This is a genomic window from Catenuloplanes sp. NPDC051500 (genome assembly GCF_044454585.1).
In the GTDB taxonomy this organism is placed as follows: Bacteria; Actinomycetota; Actinomycetes; order Mycobacteriales; family Micromonosporaceae; genus Catenuloplanes.
In genome coordinates this window covers 137,288-154,381 of the sequence record NZ_JBITDX010000003.1, presented here as the reverse complement: position 1 = coordinate 154,381, position 17,094 = coordinate 137,288, and the positions used below count along the sequence as shown (strand labels likewise).

Sequence of the window (17,094 nt, the reverse complement as noted above, 5' to 3'; positions counted from 1 at the left end):
CGATGCTGGATCGACCGACCCTCTCGCGACAGGCTTTGCTCTGCTTACCTCGCCAGCGGATGCGGAGGAATCGCCACAGACCGGGTCTTGATCGTCGGGACCACCCACTGTCGGAGAGCCCGCGGGAGCACGCGGGGCTCGACCACCGCGGAAGCGGGAAAATGATGATCTTATGAAGCGATCTTCGCCCGGTCGACGCGGAAGCGGGAGATCACGTCGTCCGCGGGGAGCGGCCGGTCGAAGTAGTAGCCCTGCGCGAAGCGGTAGCCCAGCGCGTGCAGGCGCGCGGCCTGGTCCGCCGTCTCCACGCCCTCCGCGACCGCGTGCAGGTTGAGGCCCGCAGTGATCTGGATCAGCGCGGTGACGATGACCGCCTGCTGGCCGTTGCCGGTGATGCCGGCGACGAACGACTTGTCGACCTTGATGATGTCGACCGGGCAGGTGGTGAGCAGGCTCAGCGAGGAGTGGCCGGTACCGAAGTCGTCAAGTGCCACCTTGAAGCCGAGGCCGCGAAGCGTGCGCAGGCTCTCCACCGCGGGGCCGCCGTCGAAGACCGCGGTCTCGGTGATCTCGAGCGTGATGCAGGCCGGTGCGACGCCGTATTCGGCGAGGATCGCGGTGACCAGCTCGGGGAAGCCGGGCGCGCGCAGCTGCCGGGCCGAGACGTTCACGTTGACCTCGATGTCGGCCTCGTAGGCGGCCCGCCACGACACGATCTGCCGACAGACCTCGCGCAGCGCCCACTCGCCAAGCGTGTCGATGGTGCCGCTTCGTTCCGCGATGGCGATGAAGCGGTCCGGCGGGACCATGCCGTCGGTCGGGTGCCGCCAGCGCATCAGGGCCTCGACCCGGACGGTACGGCCGGAGGGCAGCTCGACGACCGGCTGGTAGAGCAGGTGGAGCTGGTGGCGCTCGATCGCCTGTCGCAGGTCGGCGGCGAGCCGTGCCTCCTCGGCCGCGATCTGGTCCATGTCGGGGTGGTACCTGACGAAGACCGCGTTCTGCGCCTTGGCCACGTACATGGCGACGTCCGCGCGCCGGAGCACGTCCGCCCCGGCCGCCGCGTTGCCGTTGTCGGCCAGGCCGATGCCCGCGCTGACCTCCAGCTGGTGGCCCTCGATCACCACCGGCCGCTGCACCCGCGAGACGATCTCGCCGCACCGCTCGCCTGCCGACGCCGCGTCGAGGCCGGGCATCAGCACCGCGAACTCGTCGCCGCCCAGCCGGGCCACCGTGTCCTCGGTGCGCACCGCGTGCAGCAGGCGCTCCGCGACGATCTCCAGCAGCCGGTCGCCGGCCGCGTGCCCGAGCCAGTCGTTGACCGCCTTGAAATCGTTCAGGTCGATCAGCAGCACCGCGAACCGCTCACCCGCCGCGGTGGCCTGGTCGACGCGCTCGGCGAGCAGCGCGCGGTTGGCCAGGTTGGTGAGCGCGTCGTGTGAGGCCTGGTGGGCGAGCTGGGTCTGCGCGGTGTCCAGGTCATCCCAGGCGCTGCGCAGCGCCGCCAGGTTCGCGTCGACGGCGGCGAGCAGCCGGACGTTCTCCCGGAGCACGGTCAGCTGGCGCACCATGACCAGCGCGGTGAGGAACACGACCACGACCGCGACGATGACCGGCTCGGTGGGGCCGCCGATCCGGTCCTGGATCAGCAGCACGCCCGCGGCGACCACCGCGGCATAGGGCAGCAGACTGACCCTGGCCCGGCCGGTCGCGCGTTCGGCCCGCTCCGGCCCGGCGCGACGTTGCCGGTCGGCCGCAAGGATCACCGACAGATATGAGATGGGTACGGCGAGCATGGCGCCGTTCAGGTAGGGCCGGGTGGCAAGCGCCGGGCTGAGCGCCGCCGTGGCCGCGCCGCCGAACGTGCCTGACGCGAGCAGGTGCAGCGCGCGCGGCTCCACGCCGCCGGTGCCGGTGAGCGAGACCTTGATGAACGCGACGAGCGAGACCGCCGCGACCGCGACGATGAAGAGCAGCGCGAAGTCGGAGCCGGTCGAGGAGCGCCAGCTGTCCACGTGCCGCAGCGAGAAGTGCCAGGCGAAGAGCGAGACGGTGACCACGATGACACCGGCGTCAAGCGCGAACCGCAGCCGTTCACCTGCGGTGCGGGTCCGGCTGGGCAACCGGAACAGGCCCCAGTGCGCGGCGGCCAGACCGACCGTGAAGATCAGTGCGGTACGGGGGCTGGTCTGGGCCGGCGCCCCGGCGGAGCGCAGCGCGTCGTAACACATGCTTACCGAGCCGGCGAAGACGAACGCGCTTGTCACGGCGATCGCGCCCCAGAAGTGCCGGACCGCGGTCTCGGCACCGGAAACACGGGCGGCGGCGCGGCACTCGAACACGGCGAGAAGCCCCATCACGGGCAGCGGCAGCCAGCCCACCACCGGTACGGACCACTCGTGCCACATCCCGATCGCGCACCAGGCGGAGGCGGCCACGGTGAGCACGATCGCGGCGACGATCTGCGGCGTCGGCCGGAACGGGCGCGCGACGGCACCTGTCCCCACGCTCACGTACCACCTCCGCTGCCGGTTCGCCGGGAATCGTCGTGGAGACCCGCAAACGTCCCATCGGCACCGGGCGCGCTACCTGAGTGATTCCATCCGGTAGACCATCGCGCGCCGGCTGCGGGACTCCTCGATGGCCGGCGGGACGGGAACGTCGTACGACGCGATCTCGGTGAACAGCTGTTCGGGCAGGAAGCCGCGGCGGGCGTCGCCGACAAGCACAAGCGCGCCGGACCGGGCGGCACGACGGAGGAACGCGCGCGCCCGACCGGCCACCGCCTCGGTGTAGAACAGGTCGCCGGCCAGCACCACGTCGTAGTCGTCGGCCGCGGCGTGCGCGGCCGGGTCGAGCAGGTCCAGGCGGGCGACGTCGATCGTGACGCCGTTCGCCTCCGCGTTGAGCCGGGCCGCGTCAAGCGCGTCCGGATCGACGTCGACTGCCGTGGCCCCGGCCGCTCCCGCGCGCGCGGCCGCGACCGCGACCAGCCCGGACCCGGCGGCCAGGTCAAGCACGCGCCGGCCGGCGACCAGGTCCGGGTGGTCAAGCACGTAGCGGGCGAGTCCTTGACCGCCGGCCCAGGCGAACGCCCAGAACGGCGGCGGGCTGTCGCTCGAGTACTCACCGCCGCTGTGCGACCAGAGAGCGACTCCGGGTCCGGCCTGGTAGAGCCGCAGTTCCGGCAGGAACGGCAGGTCGGTGAGGCTGGCGTGGTCCCTGACGTTCTGCGACATCGCCGCATTGTGCCGGACCCGGTGTCTCTCAGAGCATTCGGCGTGCGGTCGAGAAGCCGTACATCTTCGAGACCACGACACCCGAACTGGGCGTGGCCGCGTGCACGATCTTCCCGTCGCCCAGGTAGATGCCCACGTGCCCGGACTGCGGCATCACCACGTCGCCGGGGCGCAGGTCGGCGCGGCGTACCCGCTTGCCCTTCCGGACGATGGCGTGGCTGGAGTGCGGCAGCTTCACGCCGGCCTTCCGGTACGCGACCGAGACCAGGCCGGAGCAGTCGTACGAGCCGGGTCCGGCCGCGTTGGCCCGGTACGGCTTGCCGACCTGGTCCAGCGCGTAGTCGAGGACCTGCCCGAGCTCGCCCGTGGCGCGGGCCCCGTTCCTGGCCTTGACGTGCTGGCGGAGCCCCGCCTTGCGCGTCCGGTAGGCGTCCCGGGCCTTGCGCTTCTTGTGCACCTTCCGCACCACGCGGTCGATGCGCTCCTCCGAGACCCGGGCGCGCGGCACCGCGGCCCGCTCCTGGCGGTACGCGACGCGCTCCTGGCGGCCGGCGAGCCGCTCCTGCCGGATCGTGGCGGTGCGCCGGGTCAGGCTCGGCCGGGCCTTCCGCCCGGCGCGGCGGACGCTGCGGCCGGCCGTGCGCTCCAGCTTGCGGACCTCCTTGCCGGGCTTTACTCCGGTGTGGACAGTGGCGTGGATGCCGGTCCTCAGGCCGGCGAGCCGGATCGGACGATCGGCCGACGTGGTGTCGGCCGCCGCCGCGATCGCGGGCACGACGGCCCGGTCACTGGCGGAAGAGTCGTTGGCGGGCCCGGCAGCGGCGATCCCGGCGACCGTGATCGCCAGGACGCCGGTCAGTGCCCGGCGGGCAGTGGGGACGTGCGTGATGCCTCCAATGTTGGCCCGGGGCACTCTCGCGCATCCCCGGCAGACGATGGCTTGCACCATCGGCTGACGCATCCGCAATGCTGCGGCGCGGCCTGGGAACCCGGACAGCTGTTTGTCACGGCGTTCATTCTGCGCATGTCACGCGACAAAGCGCATGAATTCCGGCAAATACGGAATAGGGACGAATTCTGCCGCCGGGAAGGGGCCGGTATGCGAACACGGCTAGAGGCTATAACCTCGGCTACATGACAACGCCCCGCCAGCGGTACCGCGACCAGGTCCGCACCGAGATCAAAGAGGCCGCGCTGGGCCAGATCCGCGCCGGTGGTGTGGCCGGGCTGAGCCTTAACGCGATCGCCAAACAGCTCGGCGTCTCCGGGCCCGCGCTCTACAAGTACTACCGGAACCGGGACGACCTGCTCACCGAGCTGATCATCGAGGGGTACGACCACGCGGCCCACCACCTCGCCGAAACCGCGGCCGCCGTGGAGACGCAGACCCCGCGCGCCCGGCTGCACGCGCTCGCCACCGCCTACCGCACCTGGTCGCTCGAGAACCCGCACCGCTTCCAACTGCTGGCCGGCACGCCGTCCCCGACCTACCAGGCGCCGCCGGAGACTGTGGACCACGCGCGCGGCGTGTTCAGCAGGTTCCTGCCGATCCTCGGCGCGGGCGGCGACTGGCCGGCCGGCGCGACACTTCAGGAGCAGATGCGGGCGGCGGACTCGCCCGGTGCCGTCGACTGGGTAGAGAGGAACGCGCCGGGCGCGGACGTGCCGCGCGTGCTGGCCGGGCAGGTGGCGCTCTGGTCGCGGCTGCACGGCGTGATCAGCCTGGAGGTGCAGGGCGCGTTCGCCGGCATGGGCCACGACCCGGCCACGCTGCTCACGCTGGAGATGGACACGTTCGCGGACATGCTTGGACTACCGTGACCGAACCGCCTTGTTGATCTTCGCGTTCAGCGCGCGGCGGGAGATCGGCCCGAGGTCGTCCACCACCTCCACAAGCACCGCGAGCTGCTCAAGCGCGGCCATCGCGTGCGCGGAGCCCTCGGCGTCCACCCCGGCGAACAGCTCGATCCCGACGAACGCGGCCGAGACCGCCTTCGCCAGCCCGGCCAGGTCCGCGACGTCCGCGAACGGCGAGCCGGCGAGCAGCCGCCGCAGCACGGACTCGATCTCGACGACCCAGAGCTGCAACGCCTGGCTGACCGGCGGCCCGAGCTTCGGATCGCCCTGAGCGGCCGCGAGCAGCTGCGCCAGGATCGAGACGTTACCCAGCTCCCGCTCCTGGACCTGCAGCTTCCGCCCCACGTCGAGCAGCTGGCGCAGCGAGGTGACCTGGGCGAACTCTGCCGAGTAGACAGCGACCCGGGCCTCGGTGTGCACCATGCAGGCCGCGCTGAGCAGATCGTCCACGCTGCCGAAGTGGTAGAAGACGAGCGCCTGGTTGACGCCGGCCGCGGCCGCGATGGTCCGGGCCGAGACGCCCTTGATGCCGTGCTCGTTGAGGGCGGCGAGCGCGCCGTCCAGCAGCCGTCGCTTGGTGTCCGACATGCGGCCCCCCTTCGTGGTTCCCGTCGACCGTACCGGCAGCCCGCGCGCGCAGGTCCACACTGGGCAGCGGAGGAACCGTGATCAGGCTTTCGATCGGCAGCGTAACGGCAGTTGAGCGATCGCTCAAGCTGGGAAAAGGCTCCGAACGGCCATGGCGTCCCGCTGCGTAACCGGGTAGAAACATGGACGTCCCCCTTCTTCGTCAGACCGGTCGATGCGATCGCCAGTAGAGAGCGCTCTCTGGCGTACCCCGCGGCACCTGGTCTTTGATCTCGATAGGTAGGTCGATGGGCACCAATTCGATGCGGCGACGGGCGATCACGCTCGGCGTCGTGACAGCGGCCGTCACCGCGGCGGGGGTGATCCCCCAGCCCGGCGTGGCACTTGCGAACTGGGGCGGCGCCCCGGATCTCGGGCCGAACGTCTTCGTCTTCGATCCCGCCACCCCGGCGGCGGATATTCAGGCGCGTCTCGACGGGCTCTTCGCGGAGCAGGAACACAACGAGATGGGCACCAGCCGGTACGCCGTGCTGCTCAAGCCCGGTGCCTATAACCTCGACGCGCGGCTCGGCTACTACACCACAATCGCCGGGCTCGGCGCCTCACCGAACGATGTGGACATCACCGGCGCGGTCCGGGTGGTCGGCCAGCCCGATCCCGGCTCGGTCGCCGGCATCTCCGCGCTCACCAACTTCTGGCGCAGCGCGGAAAACCTCGCGGTCACGCCGACCGACTGGTCCAACCAGTGGGCCGTCTCGCAGGCGTCCCCGATGCGCCGCGTGCACGTGAAGGGCACGCTCTGGCTGGAGCCGGGCAACGGCGGCTTCTCAAGCGGCGGCTACATCGCCGACTCCAAGGTGGACGGCATCACCATCAACGGGTCGCAGCAGCAGTGGCTGACCCGCGACTCGGAGTTCGGCGGTGACTGGACCAACGGCGTCTGGAACCAGGTCTTCTCCGGCGTGACCGGCGCACCGGCCCAGGGCTTCCCGGACCCGCCCTACACCACGCTGCCGACCAGCCCGGTGACGCGCGAAAAGCCTTACCTGTACGTGGATTCGCGCGGAAAGTACCGGGTCTTCGTGCCCGGACTGCGTCGCGACTCAGCGGGCACCACCTGGAGCGCCTCGTCGAAGGCACCGGGTGGCTCGCTGTCGCTCAACGACTTCTACATCGCCAAGCCCGGCGACTCGGCCACGAAGATCAACCTTGCGCTTGCGCTCGGCAAGCACCTGCTGCTCACGCCCGGCGTCTACCACCTGCGCGACTCGATCAAGGTGAACCGGCCGGACACGGTCGTGCTCGGCCTCGGCATGCCGAGCCTGGCACCTGACACCGGGCGCGCCGCACTCGAGGTCGCGGACGTCGACGGCGTCCGGATCGCGGGCGTGCTTGTCGACGCCGGCGCGCGCGGGTCGGACTCGCTCGTCACGATCGGCTCGAACCGGTCCTCCCGCGACCACGCGCGGAACCCGATCTCGCTGCAGGACGTGTTCTTCCGGATCGGCGGCCCCTGGGAGGGCAAGGCGCGCACCAGCCTGACCGTGCACAGCGACGACACGATCATCGACAACATCTGGGCCTGGCGCGGCGACCACGGCAACGGCATCGGCTGGTCCAAGAACACCGGCGACGTCGGCGTGGCGATCAACGGTGACGACGTGACCGCCTACGGCCTGTTCGTCGAGCACTACCAGAAGTGGCAGACGATCTGGAACGGCGAGCGCGGCCGGACCATCTTCTACCAGAGCGAACTGCCCTACGACCCGCCGTCGCAAGCCGCCTGGACCAGCCCGACCGGTCCCGGCTGGGCGTCCTACAAGGTGTCGCCGTCGGTGCGCACGCACGAGGCCTGGGGCCTGGGCGTCTACGCCTACTTCAACCAGGGCGTCGACATCCGCGCCGCTCGCGGCATCGAGGCCCCGGTCCGCGGCGGCGTCCGCTTCCACGACGCCATCACGGTCTTCCTCAACGGCAGCGGCGGCATCGAAAAGACAATCAACGACGCGGGTACGCCGGTCGTCGGCTCCTTCGGCACCAGCGCAATCGTGAACTACCCAGGCTGATCAGCCGTTCGAGCGGGCCAGGCGCATCAGCAGCTCGATGTTGCTTGTGGTCTTCCGGAGCTGACCGAGCAGTTGCTCGATCGCCTGGCCCGACTCGGCCGCGGAGAGTGCGCGGCGGAGGCGCTGCACGATGACCAGCTCGTCCGGGGCGAGCAGGATCTCCTCGCGGCGGGTGCCGGTGGCGTGCAGGTCGACGGCGGGGAAGACACGCCGCTCGGCGATCTTGCGGTCGAGCTTGAGCTCGGCGTTGCCGGTGCCCTTGAACTCCTCGAAGATGACCGTGTCCATCTGTGAGCCGGTCTCGACGAGCGCGGTCGCGATGATTGTCAGCGAGCCGCCGTTCTCGATGTTGCGGCCGGCGCCGAGCAACTGCTTCGGCGGGTAGAGCGCGCCGGTGTCGAGACCGCCGCTGAGCGTGCGGCCGCCGGAGCGGGCCTGCAGGTTATACGCCCGGGCCAGCCGGGTGATCGAGTCGAGCAGCACGACCACGTCGCGGCCCTTCTCGACAAGCCGCTTCGCCCGCTCGATGGCCAGCTCCGCGACGGTGGTGTGCTCGTGCGGCGGCCTGTCGAACGTCGCGGCGATCACCTCGCCGTCGACCGAGCGCTGCATGTCCGTGACCTCTTCGGGGCGCTCGTCGACGAGCACGACCATGAGGTGCGCCTGCGGGTGGTTGACGCTCACCGAATTCGCGATGGCCTGGAGGACCATGGTCTTGCCGGCCTTCGGCGGGGAGATGATCAGCGCGCGCTGGCCCAGGCCGATCGGCATCGCCAGGTCGATCACGCGACTTGTGATGTTCTCCGCGGTGGTCTCCAGGCGGAGGCGCTGCTGCGGGTAGAGCGGCGTGAGCCGGTAGAAGTCGGGCCGGCGGCGGGCCTCGTCCGGGTCGTCGCCGTTGACTGTCAGCACCTTGGTGAGCTGCCCACCGACCGCGCTGCCGGTGAGGTGGTCGCCGCGGCGCAGGCCGGTGCGGTTGATCAGGGACATCGGCACCGTCACGTCCTCCGGCGACGGCAGGTAGCCGTCGACGCGCAGGTAGGCGTGCCGGTCCTGAATGTCCAGGAGTCCGTCGACCATGGCGAGATCGCCGTTGGGGGCCTGCGTCTGGGTCTGCTGCTGGGGCTTTCTGGCGCGACGCCGGGTGGTGGCGTGGCGATCAAGTGTGTGGGTAGGGCTCATCTAAGAGTCTCCTTTGATGGTGGAAATCGCTCGATATCCGAAATGAGGGTATTTATACGCTTCGGAGAGCGACGTACGGAAAGGCTGGGGGCCGCATATGTGTTTCGCGGCGAGGGACCTCGGGCGGCGTCGTGCCGAGCGCCCGGCTTCCGAGGAAACTGCGGCAACGGTATCCCGTCCCGTCAAGACCCGCAACCCCACTGACCGGATTCGGCTACGCGGGGTAAGCATGGGTCTCGGTGGCCTTGACGGCCGCCCAGACCGTTCGGCCGGGTGCGAGATCAAGCTGTGCGGCTGCCGCGGGTGTCACGTCCGCCGCCGCCGCGATCGGCCCGGCCAGCTCTATCCGCAGGTTGTCGCCGTGTCGTTGGATCCCAGCGATCGTCGCGGCCCAGATATTCCGTGGGCTGCCGGCCGGCTCGTCCGCGTAGAGTGCCACCGCCGACGGCCGGAACGCCACGAACACCTCCCCGTCCAGCTGATCGTCCACACTCAGCGTGAGGTTGTTCAGCGTGACACGATGACCATGTGCCCGCCCGCGGTAGAGGTTCAAACCCACCAATTGGGCCACATAATCGGTACGCGGCCGCGCGGTCACTGTCGCCGCGTCGCCCTCCTGCACCACCCGGCCGTCCTCCACGATCACCAGCCGGTCCGCGAGCACAAGCGCGTCCAGCGGATCATGCGTGACCAGCAGCGTCGCACCGGGATGCGCGGTCAGGTGCCGCTGCAACTCGGCCCGGGTGTCAAGCCGGGTCCGCGCGTCAAGCGCCGCCAGCGGCTCATCGAGCAGAAGCAGACGAGGGTGTACGGCGAGCGCGCGCGCAAGCGCCACCCGCTGCGCCTGCCCGCCGGAGAGCTGCCGCGGCTTCTTCGGCGCCTGATCGGCCAGGCCCACCCGGGTCAGCCAGTCAAGCGCGGTCCTTCTCGCCTCGGGTCGCCGTACCCCGTGCCGCCGTGGTCCGAACGCCACGTTGTCGAGCGCGGAGAGGTGCGGAAACAGCAGATAGTCCTGGAACACCACGCCGATCGGCCGGCGGTCCGGCGGCAGCGCGCCCAGATCCTCCGCGCCGAGCCGGATGAGGCCGTCGCTGAGCGGTTGCAGGCCGGCGAGCGCGCGCAGCGCAGTGGTCTTGCCCGCGCCGTTCGGCCCGAGCAGCGCCACCACCTCGCCGGGCGCGATCGACAACGCGATGTCCAGCCGGAATCCGCCCCGGTCGACCACCAGACGGGCGTTCAGGCCCTGCAACGGAGGGGTGCCCTTTCCTACCGGTACGGTCATGCCGCACCGATCCACTTGTCGCGAAGCGCCGCCAGGATCGTCACGGACACGACAAGCAGGATCAGGCTGAGCACGATCGCGGCCTCCACATCCCGTTCCAGCGCCAGGTAGACGGCGAGCGGCATGGTCTGCGTCCGCCCCGGAAAGTTCCCGGCGAACGTGATAGTCGCGCCGAACTCGCCGAGCGCCCGCGCCCAGCACAGCACCGCGCCCGCCGCGATGCCCGGCGCCACAAGCGGCATCGTTACGTGGGTGAACGTGGTCCACCGCCCGGCGCCGAGCGTGGCGGCGGCCTCCTCGTACCGTGCGTCCGCGCCGCGCAGCGCACCCTCCACCGCGATCACCAGGAACGGCAGCGCCACGAACGCCTCGGCAAGCACCACGCCCGCGGTCGTGAACGGCAGCGTGATCCCGAACGCGGAGTCAAGCCACTGCCCGACGATGCCACGCCGCCCGAAGACAAGCAGCAACGCCACGCCGCCGACCACCGGCGGCAGCACCAGCGGCACCGTCACCAGCGCGCGCACCAGCCGCCGGCCACGGAACTCGACCCGGGCCAGCAGCCAGGCCAGCGGCACGCCGAGAAGCAGGCAGAACAGCGTCGCCAGGGTCGCGGTGAGCAGCGACAGGCGCAGCGCGGCAAGCACGCTCGGCTCGGCGAGGCGTTCCGGGAGCGTGGCCCACGGCGCCCGGATCAGCAGCCCGGCCAGGGGCAGCACGAGAAAGGCCAGGCCCAGCAGCGCCGGTACGAGCAGCGCCGCCGGAACCAGCTGCCTAGGGCGCCTGGAAGCCGGCATCCGTCAGCACCGTGACGCCCTGGGTCCGGACATATGCCAGGAAGCCCTCCGCCGCCGCCCTGTTCGGCGCGTCCTTCAGCACGACGATCGGGTAGTCGTTGATCGCACCGGCCGACTCCGGGAACTCAAGCCCGTCCACATCGGAGGCCGCCGCCCTCGCGTCCGTGCGGTAGACCAGCGCGGCATCCACCTCGCCGAGCTTCACCTTGGCAAGCGCCGCCTTCACGTCCTGCTCAAGCGTTACAGGCGTCAGTGCCACGCCGGCAAGCGCCTTCTTCGCCGCCGCGCCGCACGGCACCTCCTCGGCGCAGAGCGCGACCTTCAGGTCCGGCCTCGCCAGGCCGGCCAGCCCGGTGATGCCCTTCGGGTTGCCCTTCGCCACCGCGATGACCAGTTGGTTCCGCACGAACACGACCGGCTCGCCGGCGTTGTTGCCGTCGTCCACCACAGCCTTCATGGTCGCCGGGGACGCCGCCGCGAACACGTCGGCCGGCGCACCCTCGTTGATCTGCGTGGCCAGCCCCGAACTGCCCGCGTAGTTGAATGTGATGAACAGGTTCGGATTCAGCGCCTGCAGGTCATGCCCGATCGCGTCGAACGACTCGGTCAGCGACGCCGCCGCGAAGACTGTGAGCTGCCCGCTCAGCACCTCACCGGCCACGCCCGGCCCGGACGGCCCGCCGTTCCCCGCCGGCGCCTCGTCACCGTCGTCACCGGCACAGCCGGCCAACAGCAGAATCGCCGTGGTGGCGACCGCCATGCCGATGCGCAGCCTCATGCTGTCTTCCTCCCCAGGGATGCCGTCTCCACGACGACGGTGGTCGACTTGATCACGGCGACCGCCACCGAACCGACCCGCAGGTCCAACTCGTCGACGGCCTCCCGGCTCATCAGCGACACGATCCGGAACGGCCCCGCCTGCAGATCCACCTGCGCCATCACCGCATCCTTGGTGACCGCGGTGACGATGCCCCGCAACCGGTTCCGCGCCGACGAGGTCTCCGACGCCGGATCCGCCTGCTCATGCTGCTCCCGCACGAACCCGGCCAGATCCACGCCGTCGATCAGCCGCTGCCCCAGCTCGTCCCGGACCGCCACCAGCCGCCCGGCGTCGATCCACCGGCGTACCGTGTCCGCACTGACGCCCAGCAGGCCGGCCGCCTCACCTATCCGAAACCGCGTCACGAATCCATCCTAGGGCTCGCACCTGCCAGCCGATACTGCCTTTGGGACCCGCAAACGCGCCGCATCCATCGACATTTCCCTTGCGCCCCTGGACCACCCCGGCAATCATGGTCGCCATGACTCACGGGAAGGGCGCCCTGCGCCCCATCGCATGACTTCCCGGCCTTCGGCCTACTCCGAACAGCGAGAGCTGGAACGCAGGCTCGAGGTGTTGCGCCTGCCCGTGACGCCGCTGACACCGGTGGGGTGGCTCCACGGCCCGCCGGGCACGGTGTGGGAGCGCGAGCCCGAGTGCCTCGGCGTGGGACCGGACGGGCTGGCATATGTGGTGCGCCGGGCGCGGCAGCAGGCCAGGCGGCGTCTGGTCACGGTGCACGACGGCGGGCGGTGGCCGGTGGCCACGATCGAGCTGCACGACCACGACGTTCCGTTCCGGGCGTCGTTCGTGCAGCCGCTGCCGGGCGGGCGGATCCTGCTCGTCGCGGCCCGCAACCAGCAGGGGCCGAACGCGGAGATCTGGTCCGCGGACGGTGAGCGGGAGCATCGTGGCGACCTCGGGGACGCGATCGAGCACGTGCTGACCACGCCGGAGGGCGCGATCTGGGTCGGCTACTTCGACGAGGCGCTGGGCAGCCGCGGACCGGGAGCCCACGGCCTGGTTCGCTTCGACGACACGCTGGCCACGACCTGGCTCTACCCGTTCGATGCGGGCCTGCCGACGATCCTCGACTGTTACGCGCTGACCGTGACCGGCGAGACCGTGTGGCACTGTGCCTACTCCGGCTTCCACATCGGCTCCGTACGCGGCGGGCACGCGGCCGACCATGGTGAGGCGCCCCGGCACAGCGCGACGGCGCTGCTGATCGAGGGCCGCCACGGTGCCCTGGCCGGCGGTCACGGCGCCGAGTATGACCTGGTGACACCGTTCCGCCTCGACCCGGACGGGATCGTCCCGCACGGCCCGGCACGTCGCCTGGTGCTACCCGACGGCATGGAACTGCACGGCGTCCGCACCGTCACGCGCGGCGCCACCCTGCACGTCTTCCGGCACACCGGATGGTGGCGGATCGCACTCGGGGAGCTGACCGACGATTCGACCAGCCCTCGCAGGTAGAGCGATCCGGCAAGGCACATCAGCCCTTCCTGGTTTCCCGGTGCCGCCCGGGGATCGAGTCGCCCATTTTTGTGCGCACAAAATTGTGATACCTTCGCTTTATGATTACTCCCAGTGAGCACTCGGTAGGTCTTAGGGAGCTACGCCACAACACCAGTGAGGTCCTGGCGCGGGTACGTCACGGAGAGACGATCGACGTGACGGAGTACGGCAGACTGGTCGCCCGGATCGTGCCGGTCGGCGAGCGCGAACCTACCCCGGCGTTGGACCGCCTGGTCGAGGAGGGCCGGGCACACCTGGCGGCACGGCCCGGTTTTCGGCCGCGGATGCGCCCGGCGGACGGCACGAACCGGCTCGGCGACGCCCTCGGCGCGCTGCGAGACGAGGAGCGTTGGTGAGCCTCTTCTACATCGACACCTCCGCCGCGCTCAAGCTGCTGGCCGAGGAGAGCCACTCCCGTGCCTTTGCACGGTTCTACGACGAGAACCCGGGTGCGTCCTGGGTGAGCTCTGCACTGCTGCGCATCGAGGTGATCCGCGCGGTCAGCCGGGCGCTGCCCTCGGCGCTGCCTGAAGCACGGGCTCTCCTGCCGGCCTTCAATTACGTGAGCATCGATGACGAGGTGGTGGACGCGGCGATGAACGAGCCGGACCGGATGCTGCGATCGCTGGATGCCATCCACCTCGCCACCGCGCGGGTGCTCGGGCCGGATCTCACCGGTTTCGCCACCTATGACGACCGGCGGGCCGCCGCGGCGCGGGAGGCGGGGATGACGGTGGTCGACCCTCGCGACTGATCAGCCGGGCAACTGGTCAGCGTGTGGAACGGCCGGGCGGCAGTGGGCCCGACCGCCCACGGGCTCGCGGCCCGCGGGAGCGTGCGGGCCGGGCCACTGCGGGAGTGGGTGGATCAGAGTCTTGAAGCGAGGTCGAAGACGCTTGTCAGGCGGCGGTCCGCGGGGATGGGGGCGTGGCCGCGGGGGTCGATGAGGTAGGCGCGGATGCCGGCGGCCTCGGGGCCGAGGAAGTCGGGTTCGAAGGTGTCGCCGACGAAGACGGTCTCGGACGGGTGCGCGTTCAGGGCGGCCAGCGCGGTCGCGTAGACCTGCGGGTGGGGTTTGCGGCGGCCGAGTTCGACGGAGGTGAAGACCTCGGCGAAGGCGCCGGAGAGGCCCATCGCGATCAGGTGGCGCGGGACCAGCGCGGCCCAGTGGGTGTTGGTGACCACCGCCAGCTGGTAGCGGCCGGCGAGCTGCTCGACGTAGGCGGTGATGCCGTCGGGGTAGGTGACGCCGGTGTTCCACTCGCCGAGGTAGGCGTCGACGAACTCTTCGCCCTGGGCGAGCGTGGAGCGACGGCCGAGGATCTTGGGGAGGAAGTGTGCGGCCGCCTCAAGCATCGAGTACTCGTGGTGGCCGGCCTCGCAGATGCGGTCCAGCTCCAGGCAGGTGGCCGACCACTCGGCGAGCATCCGCTCGTAGCTGACCTCGACGCCCCAGTTACGTACCGTCGCGTAGGTCTTGGGGTAGCCCTGCGCGGTGCGGCTGCGCGAGTAGTCGACGAGCGTGCCGAAGAAGTCGAAGAGGATCCGAGTGGGCTGCACGGGGTGCATCATCCCACCGATCTGCGTATTGACTTCCGCCCGCGATCCGAATTCAGTGATGTCCATGGCTGTCTCCATTGAGGACGCGGCGCTTCCGCCGGTGTCGGCGCGCAACGGGCGGCCCGCGGTGTGGCGGGAGACGGTCGCGGCCCGGGTCAATCTGCTGCGCAGCTATCTGCGCGTTCTGGCGCCTGATGCGCCGGCCGTGACGGTGGCCGCGGTCGAGCAGCACCTGATGTCGGTGGAGCGGGCGATCGTGCCGCACGGGTTCTTCAGCCCGCTGGCCGGGTTGCGCGACTGGTGGTCAGGCGCGGCCGTGGACAGCGCCTGGATGCACCTGCACAACGCTGAGGTGCTGATGGTGGAGCTGATGCCGGAGGCGGACCTGCTCGCCGGGCGGTCCGCGGTGGTGGCGCTCGTGGAGAACACGCTGACCACGACGGATCCGCGGCGGGTCGACATGCATGCGCAGCTGAGCCAGTCGTGGACCGTGGTCGGCACGCGGGAGCGGGCGGTCTACCGGACCGCGCTGCAGTGGGGGTTCGTCGCCACGGATGAGCAGTACACGCGCGTCCGCAGCTTCCGGAACCTGATCATCATCTGCACGATCGGGCTGTTCCTGCTGGCCGGCGGCCTGGCCTATCTCGGATCGCAGCAGCCGGCGCTGATCAGCCTGTGCTTCTCCAACGCGGTCCCGGCGGACGCGGCCGTCCAGGCCACCGTCCAGGCGAACGAGGTGAGCGCGCTCGAGCCGCGCGACATCCCGGCCGTGCTGACGCAGAGCTGCCCGACCGGGCAGAACGGGCCGACCGGTGGCGACCTGCCGCTTGTGACGCTGCTCGGGATGGTCGGCGGCGCGCTCAGCGCGGCGGTCGGGATCCGGGGCATGCGGGGTACGGCCACGCCGTACGGGGTGCCGGTCGCGCTGGCCCTGCTGAAGCTTCCGGCCGGCGCGCTGCTCGCCCCACTCGCGCTGATGCTGCTCGCCGGCGACTTCATCCCGGGCCTGTCCGGGCTGGACAGCCCGCGGCAGATTCTCGCCTACTCGGTCGTCCTCGGGTACGCGCAGCAGCTGGTCACCCGTCTGATCGACAAGCAGGCGGACCGCGTGCTGGACCGGGTGCCGAGTTCCGAGCCGCCGTCCACGGCCGAGGCGCGGGCGAACCCGCCGACGGCCCGGCCGCCGTCCTCCGGGATGCCACAGGAAACGGCGGAGATCGAGAACGTGAACGTCAAGCAGGTGACGGTCGAGTCGCCGAGCTGAGCAGCTCCGCCAGGCGCAGCGCGGTGCGGGGCGCGGTGTCGCCGCAGCACGTGTTGATCAGCACGTGCAGCTCGTCGCCCTCACCGGCCAGGTCGCGGAGCCGCTCGGCCCACGCGGCGAGTTCGTCGTCGCCGTACACGTAACGGAACTTCTCCTTCTTGTCACCGGACTCCCAGGCGGGGCTGTGGCCGTGCAGCCGCACCACCGCCGGGTCCGCGGTGCTTACCGTGACCGGCGGGACTGACGAGGCGAGGCTCTGCCTCATGTCCACGACCACGTGCGAGAGGTCGTGTCCCTGCAGGAAGAGCAGCGTGTCGAGCACGTCGGCCTCGGTGAACCAGCTTGGGTGGCGCAGTTCGACAGCGACCCGGTGCGGCCGGCAGCGGTCCGCGGCCGCGATGATGCTCTCCCGGGCCTTGTCGCTTCGCGCCAGCCACGGCGGGAACTGGAGCAGCACCACGCCGAGCTTCCCGGCGTCCGCGAGCGGGGCGAGCACGTTGTGGAACCCGGTCCAGAGCCGCTCGTAGGCGTCCGGGTCGAGGTCACGGCGGCGCAGCCGGGAAGCACCCGAGGCGGGCCGCAGCGCCGCCGGGATCGCGCTGGACGGCGTCGGATGACCGGTGAACAGCGAGAACGCCTTCACGTTGAACGTGAATCCGTCAGGCGTCCGCTCCGCCCAGGCCTTGGCGGTCTCCGGCGCCGGAATCCCGTAGTAGGTGGTGTCCACCTCGACCAGATCGAAGCGTTCCGCGTAGTACCGCAGCCGCCCGGCCGGATCGTTCACCTCCCGCGGATACCAGCCGGACGAGGTCAACTCGCGATCCGCCCAGCCCGACGTGCCGACTCGAATGCCACCCATGTCATTCAGTGGACCGCGCCTCACCGGATCCGGCAAACGCTGGCCCCGAAGGAGTGATG

Annotated in this window: 17 protein-coding genes; 6 read left to right on the top strand and 11 right to left on the bottom strand. The window is 70.6% G+C overall.

Features of this window, described 5'->3' with window-relative positions:
- Positions 1 to 170: 170 nt before the first annotated feature.
- The 3 genes from ACIA8K_RS07310 to ACIA8K_RS07300 all read right to left on the bottom strand — a co-directional run bounded on the left by ACIA8K_RS07310 (position 171) and on the right by ACIA8K_RS07300 (position 4,152).
- Positions 171 to 2,507: a putative bifunctional diguanylate cyclase/phosphodiesterase gene (locus ACIA8K_RS07310; protein ID WP_396055978.1), complete on the bottom strand. Its 2,337-nt coding sequence runs from the start codon at positions 2,505 to 2,507 to the stop codon at positions 171 to 173.
- A 78-nt stretch (positions 2,508 to 2,585) separates the two neighbouring features.
- Positions 2,586 to 3,239, bottom strand: a complete 654-nt coding sequence (locus ACIA8K_RS07305; RefSeq protein WP_396055976.1) for a class I SAM-dependent methyltransferase — start codon at positions 3,237 to 3,239, stop codon at positions 2,586 to 2,588.
- 28 nt (positions 3,240 to 3,267) lie between these two features.
- On the bottom strand, positions 3,268 to 4,152 hold the full coding sequence (locus ACIA8K_RS07300) for a C40 family peptidase (protein ID WP_396055974.1): 885 nt from the start codon (positions 4,150 to 4,152) through the stop codon (positions 3,268 to 3,270).
- A 221-nt stretch (positions 4,153 to 4,373) separates the two neighbouring features.
- Here ACIA8K_RS07300 and ACIA8K_RS07295 point away from each other — a divergent pair, with 221 nt between their 5' ends.
- Positions 4,374 to 5,060 carry a TetR/AcrR family transcriptional regulator gene (locus ACIA8K_RS07295; protein WP_396055972.1) on the top strand — a complete coding sequence of 229 codons (687 nt, stop codon included), beginning with the start codon at positions 4,374 to 4,376 and terminating at the stop codon, positions 5,058 to 5,060.
- Here ACIA8K_RS07295 and ACIA8K_RS07290 read toward each other — a convergent pair.
- Positions 5,052 to 5,684: a TetR/AcrR family transcriptional regulator gene (locus tag ACIA8K_RS07290; protein ID WP_396055970.1), complete on the bottom strand. Its 633-nt coding sequence runs from the start codon at positions 5,682 to 5,684 to the stop codon at positions 5,052 to 5,054. The genes ACIA8K_RS07295 and ACIA8K_RS07290 overlap by 9 nt on opposite strands.
- A gap of 287 nt (positions 5,685 to 5,971) precedes the next feature.
- Here ACIA8K_RS07290 and ACIA8K_RS07285 point away from each other — a divergent pair, with 287 nt between their 5' ends.
- Positions 5,972 to 7,750, top strand: coding sequence for an adenylyl cyclase (locus tag ACIA8K_RS07285; protein ID WP_396055968.1), 1,779 nt, complete (start codon positions 5,972 to 5,974; stop codon positions 7,748 to 7,750).
- Here ACIA8K_RS07285 and rho read toward each other — a convergent pair whose 3' ends face one another.
- The 5 genes from rho to ACIA8K_RS07260 all read right to left on the bottom strand — a co-directional run bounded on the left by rho (position 7,751) and on the right by ACIA8K_RS07260 (position 12,196).
- Positions 7,751 to 8,932: a transcription termination factor Rho gene (gene rho / locus ACIA8K_RS07280; RefSeq protein ID WP_396055966.1), complete on the bottom strand. Its 1,182-nt coding sequence runs from the start codon at positions 8,930 to 8,932 to the stop codon at positions 7,751 to 7,753.
- Between the two features lie 214 nt (positions 8,933 to 9,146).
- Positions 9,147 to 10,214: an ABC transporter ATP-binding protein gene (locus tag ACIA8K_RS07275; protein ID WP_396055964.1), complete on the bottom strand. Its 1,068-nt coding sequence runs from the start codon at positions 10,212 to 10,214 to the stop codon at positions 9,147 to 9,149.
- Positions 10,211 to 11,011: an ABC transporter permease gene (locus ACIA8K_RS07270; protein ID WP_396055962.1), complete on the bottom strand. Its 801-nt coding sequence runs from the start codon at positions 11,009 to 11,011 to the stop codon at positions 10,211 to 10,213. Before ACIA8K_RS07270 ends, ACIA8K_RS07275 begins: the two co-directional genes overlap by 4 nt.
- On the bottom strand, positions 10,989 to 11,789 hold the full coding sequence (gene modA, locus ACIA8K_RS07265; RefSeq protein ID WP_396055960.1) for a molybdate ABC transporter substrate-binding protein: 801 nt from the start codon (positions 11,787 to 11,789) through the stop codon (positions 10,989 to 10,991). Before modA ends, ACIA8K_RS07270 begins: the two co-directional genes overlap by 23 nt.
- Complete coding sequence (locus tag ACIA8K_RS07260) at positions 11,786 to 12,196, bottom strand: molybdopterin-binding protein (RefSeq protein WP_396055958.1); 411 nt, start codon at positions 12,194 to 12,196, stop codon at positions 11,786 to 11,788. Before ACIA8K_RS07260 ends, modA begins: the two co-directional genes overlap by 4 nt.
- Before the next feature lie 151 nt (positions 12,197 to 12,347).
- Here ACIA8K_RS07260 and ACIA8K_RS07255 point away from each other — a divergent pair, with 151 nt between their 5' ends.
- From ACIA8K_RS07255 to ACIA8K_RS07245, 3 genes are all read left to right on the top strand, one after another.
- The gene (locus ACIA8K_RS07255) at positions 12,348 to 13,310 is read left to right on the top strand and encodes a hypothetical protein (protein WP_396055956.1); all 963 of its coding nucleotides are present in this window, start codon (positions 12,348 to 12,350) and stop codon (positions 13,308 to 13,310) included.
- Positions 13,311 to 13,411: 101 nt separating this feature from the next.
- Complete coding sequence (locus tag ACIA8K_RS07250) at positions 13,412 to 13,708, top strand: type II toxin-antitoxin system Phd/YefM family antitoxin (protein WP_396055954.1); 297 nt, start codon at positions 13,412 to 13,414, stop codon at positions 13,706 to 13,708.
- Positions 13,705 to 14,106, top strand: coding sequence for a type II toxin-antitoxin system VapC family toxin (locus ACIA8K_RS07245; protein WP_396055952.1), 402 nt, complete (start codon positions 13,705 to 13,707; stop codon positions 14,104 to 14,106). The genes ACIA8K_RS07250 and ACIA8K_RS07245 overlap by 4 nt, the downstream gene beginning before the upstream one ends.
- A gap of 113 nt (positions 14,107 to 14,219) precedes the next feature.
- Here the strand turns inward: ACIA8K_RS07245 and ACIA8K_RS07240 are convergent, their stop codons facing one another.
- Entirely contained in the window at positions 14,220 to 14,912 is a 693-nt protein-coding gene (locus tag ACIA8K_RS07240) for an HAD family hydrolase (protein ID WP_396055950.1), read from the bottom strand.
- A 64-nt stretch (positions 14,913 to 14,976) separates the two neighbouring features.
- On the opposite strand from ACIA8K_RS07240, the gene ACIA8K_RS07235 reads away from it, so the two are divergent.
- A complete protein-coding gene (locus ACIA8K_RS07235; RefSeq protein WP_396055948.1) occupies positions 14,977 to 16,176 on the top strand; it encodes a hypothetical protein in 1,200 nt (399 codons plus the stop codon).
- On the opposite strand, the gene ACIA8K_RS07230 is transcribed toward ACIA8K_RS07235, so the two are convergent.
- Positions 16,145 to 17,035: a DUF72 domain-containing protein gene (locus tag ACIA8K_RS07230; protein ID WP_396055946.1), complete on the bottom strand. Its 891-nt coding sequence runs from the start codon at positions 17,033 to 17,035 to the stop codon at positions 16,145 to 16,147. The two genes, ACIA8K_RS07235 and ACIA8K_RS07230, sit on opposite strands and share 32 nt — an antisense overlap.
- Positions 17,036 to 17,094: the final 59 nt, after the last annotated feature.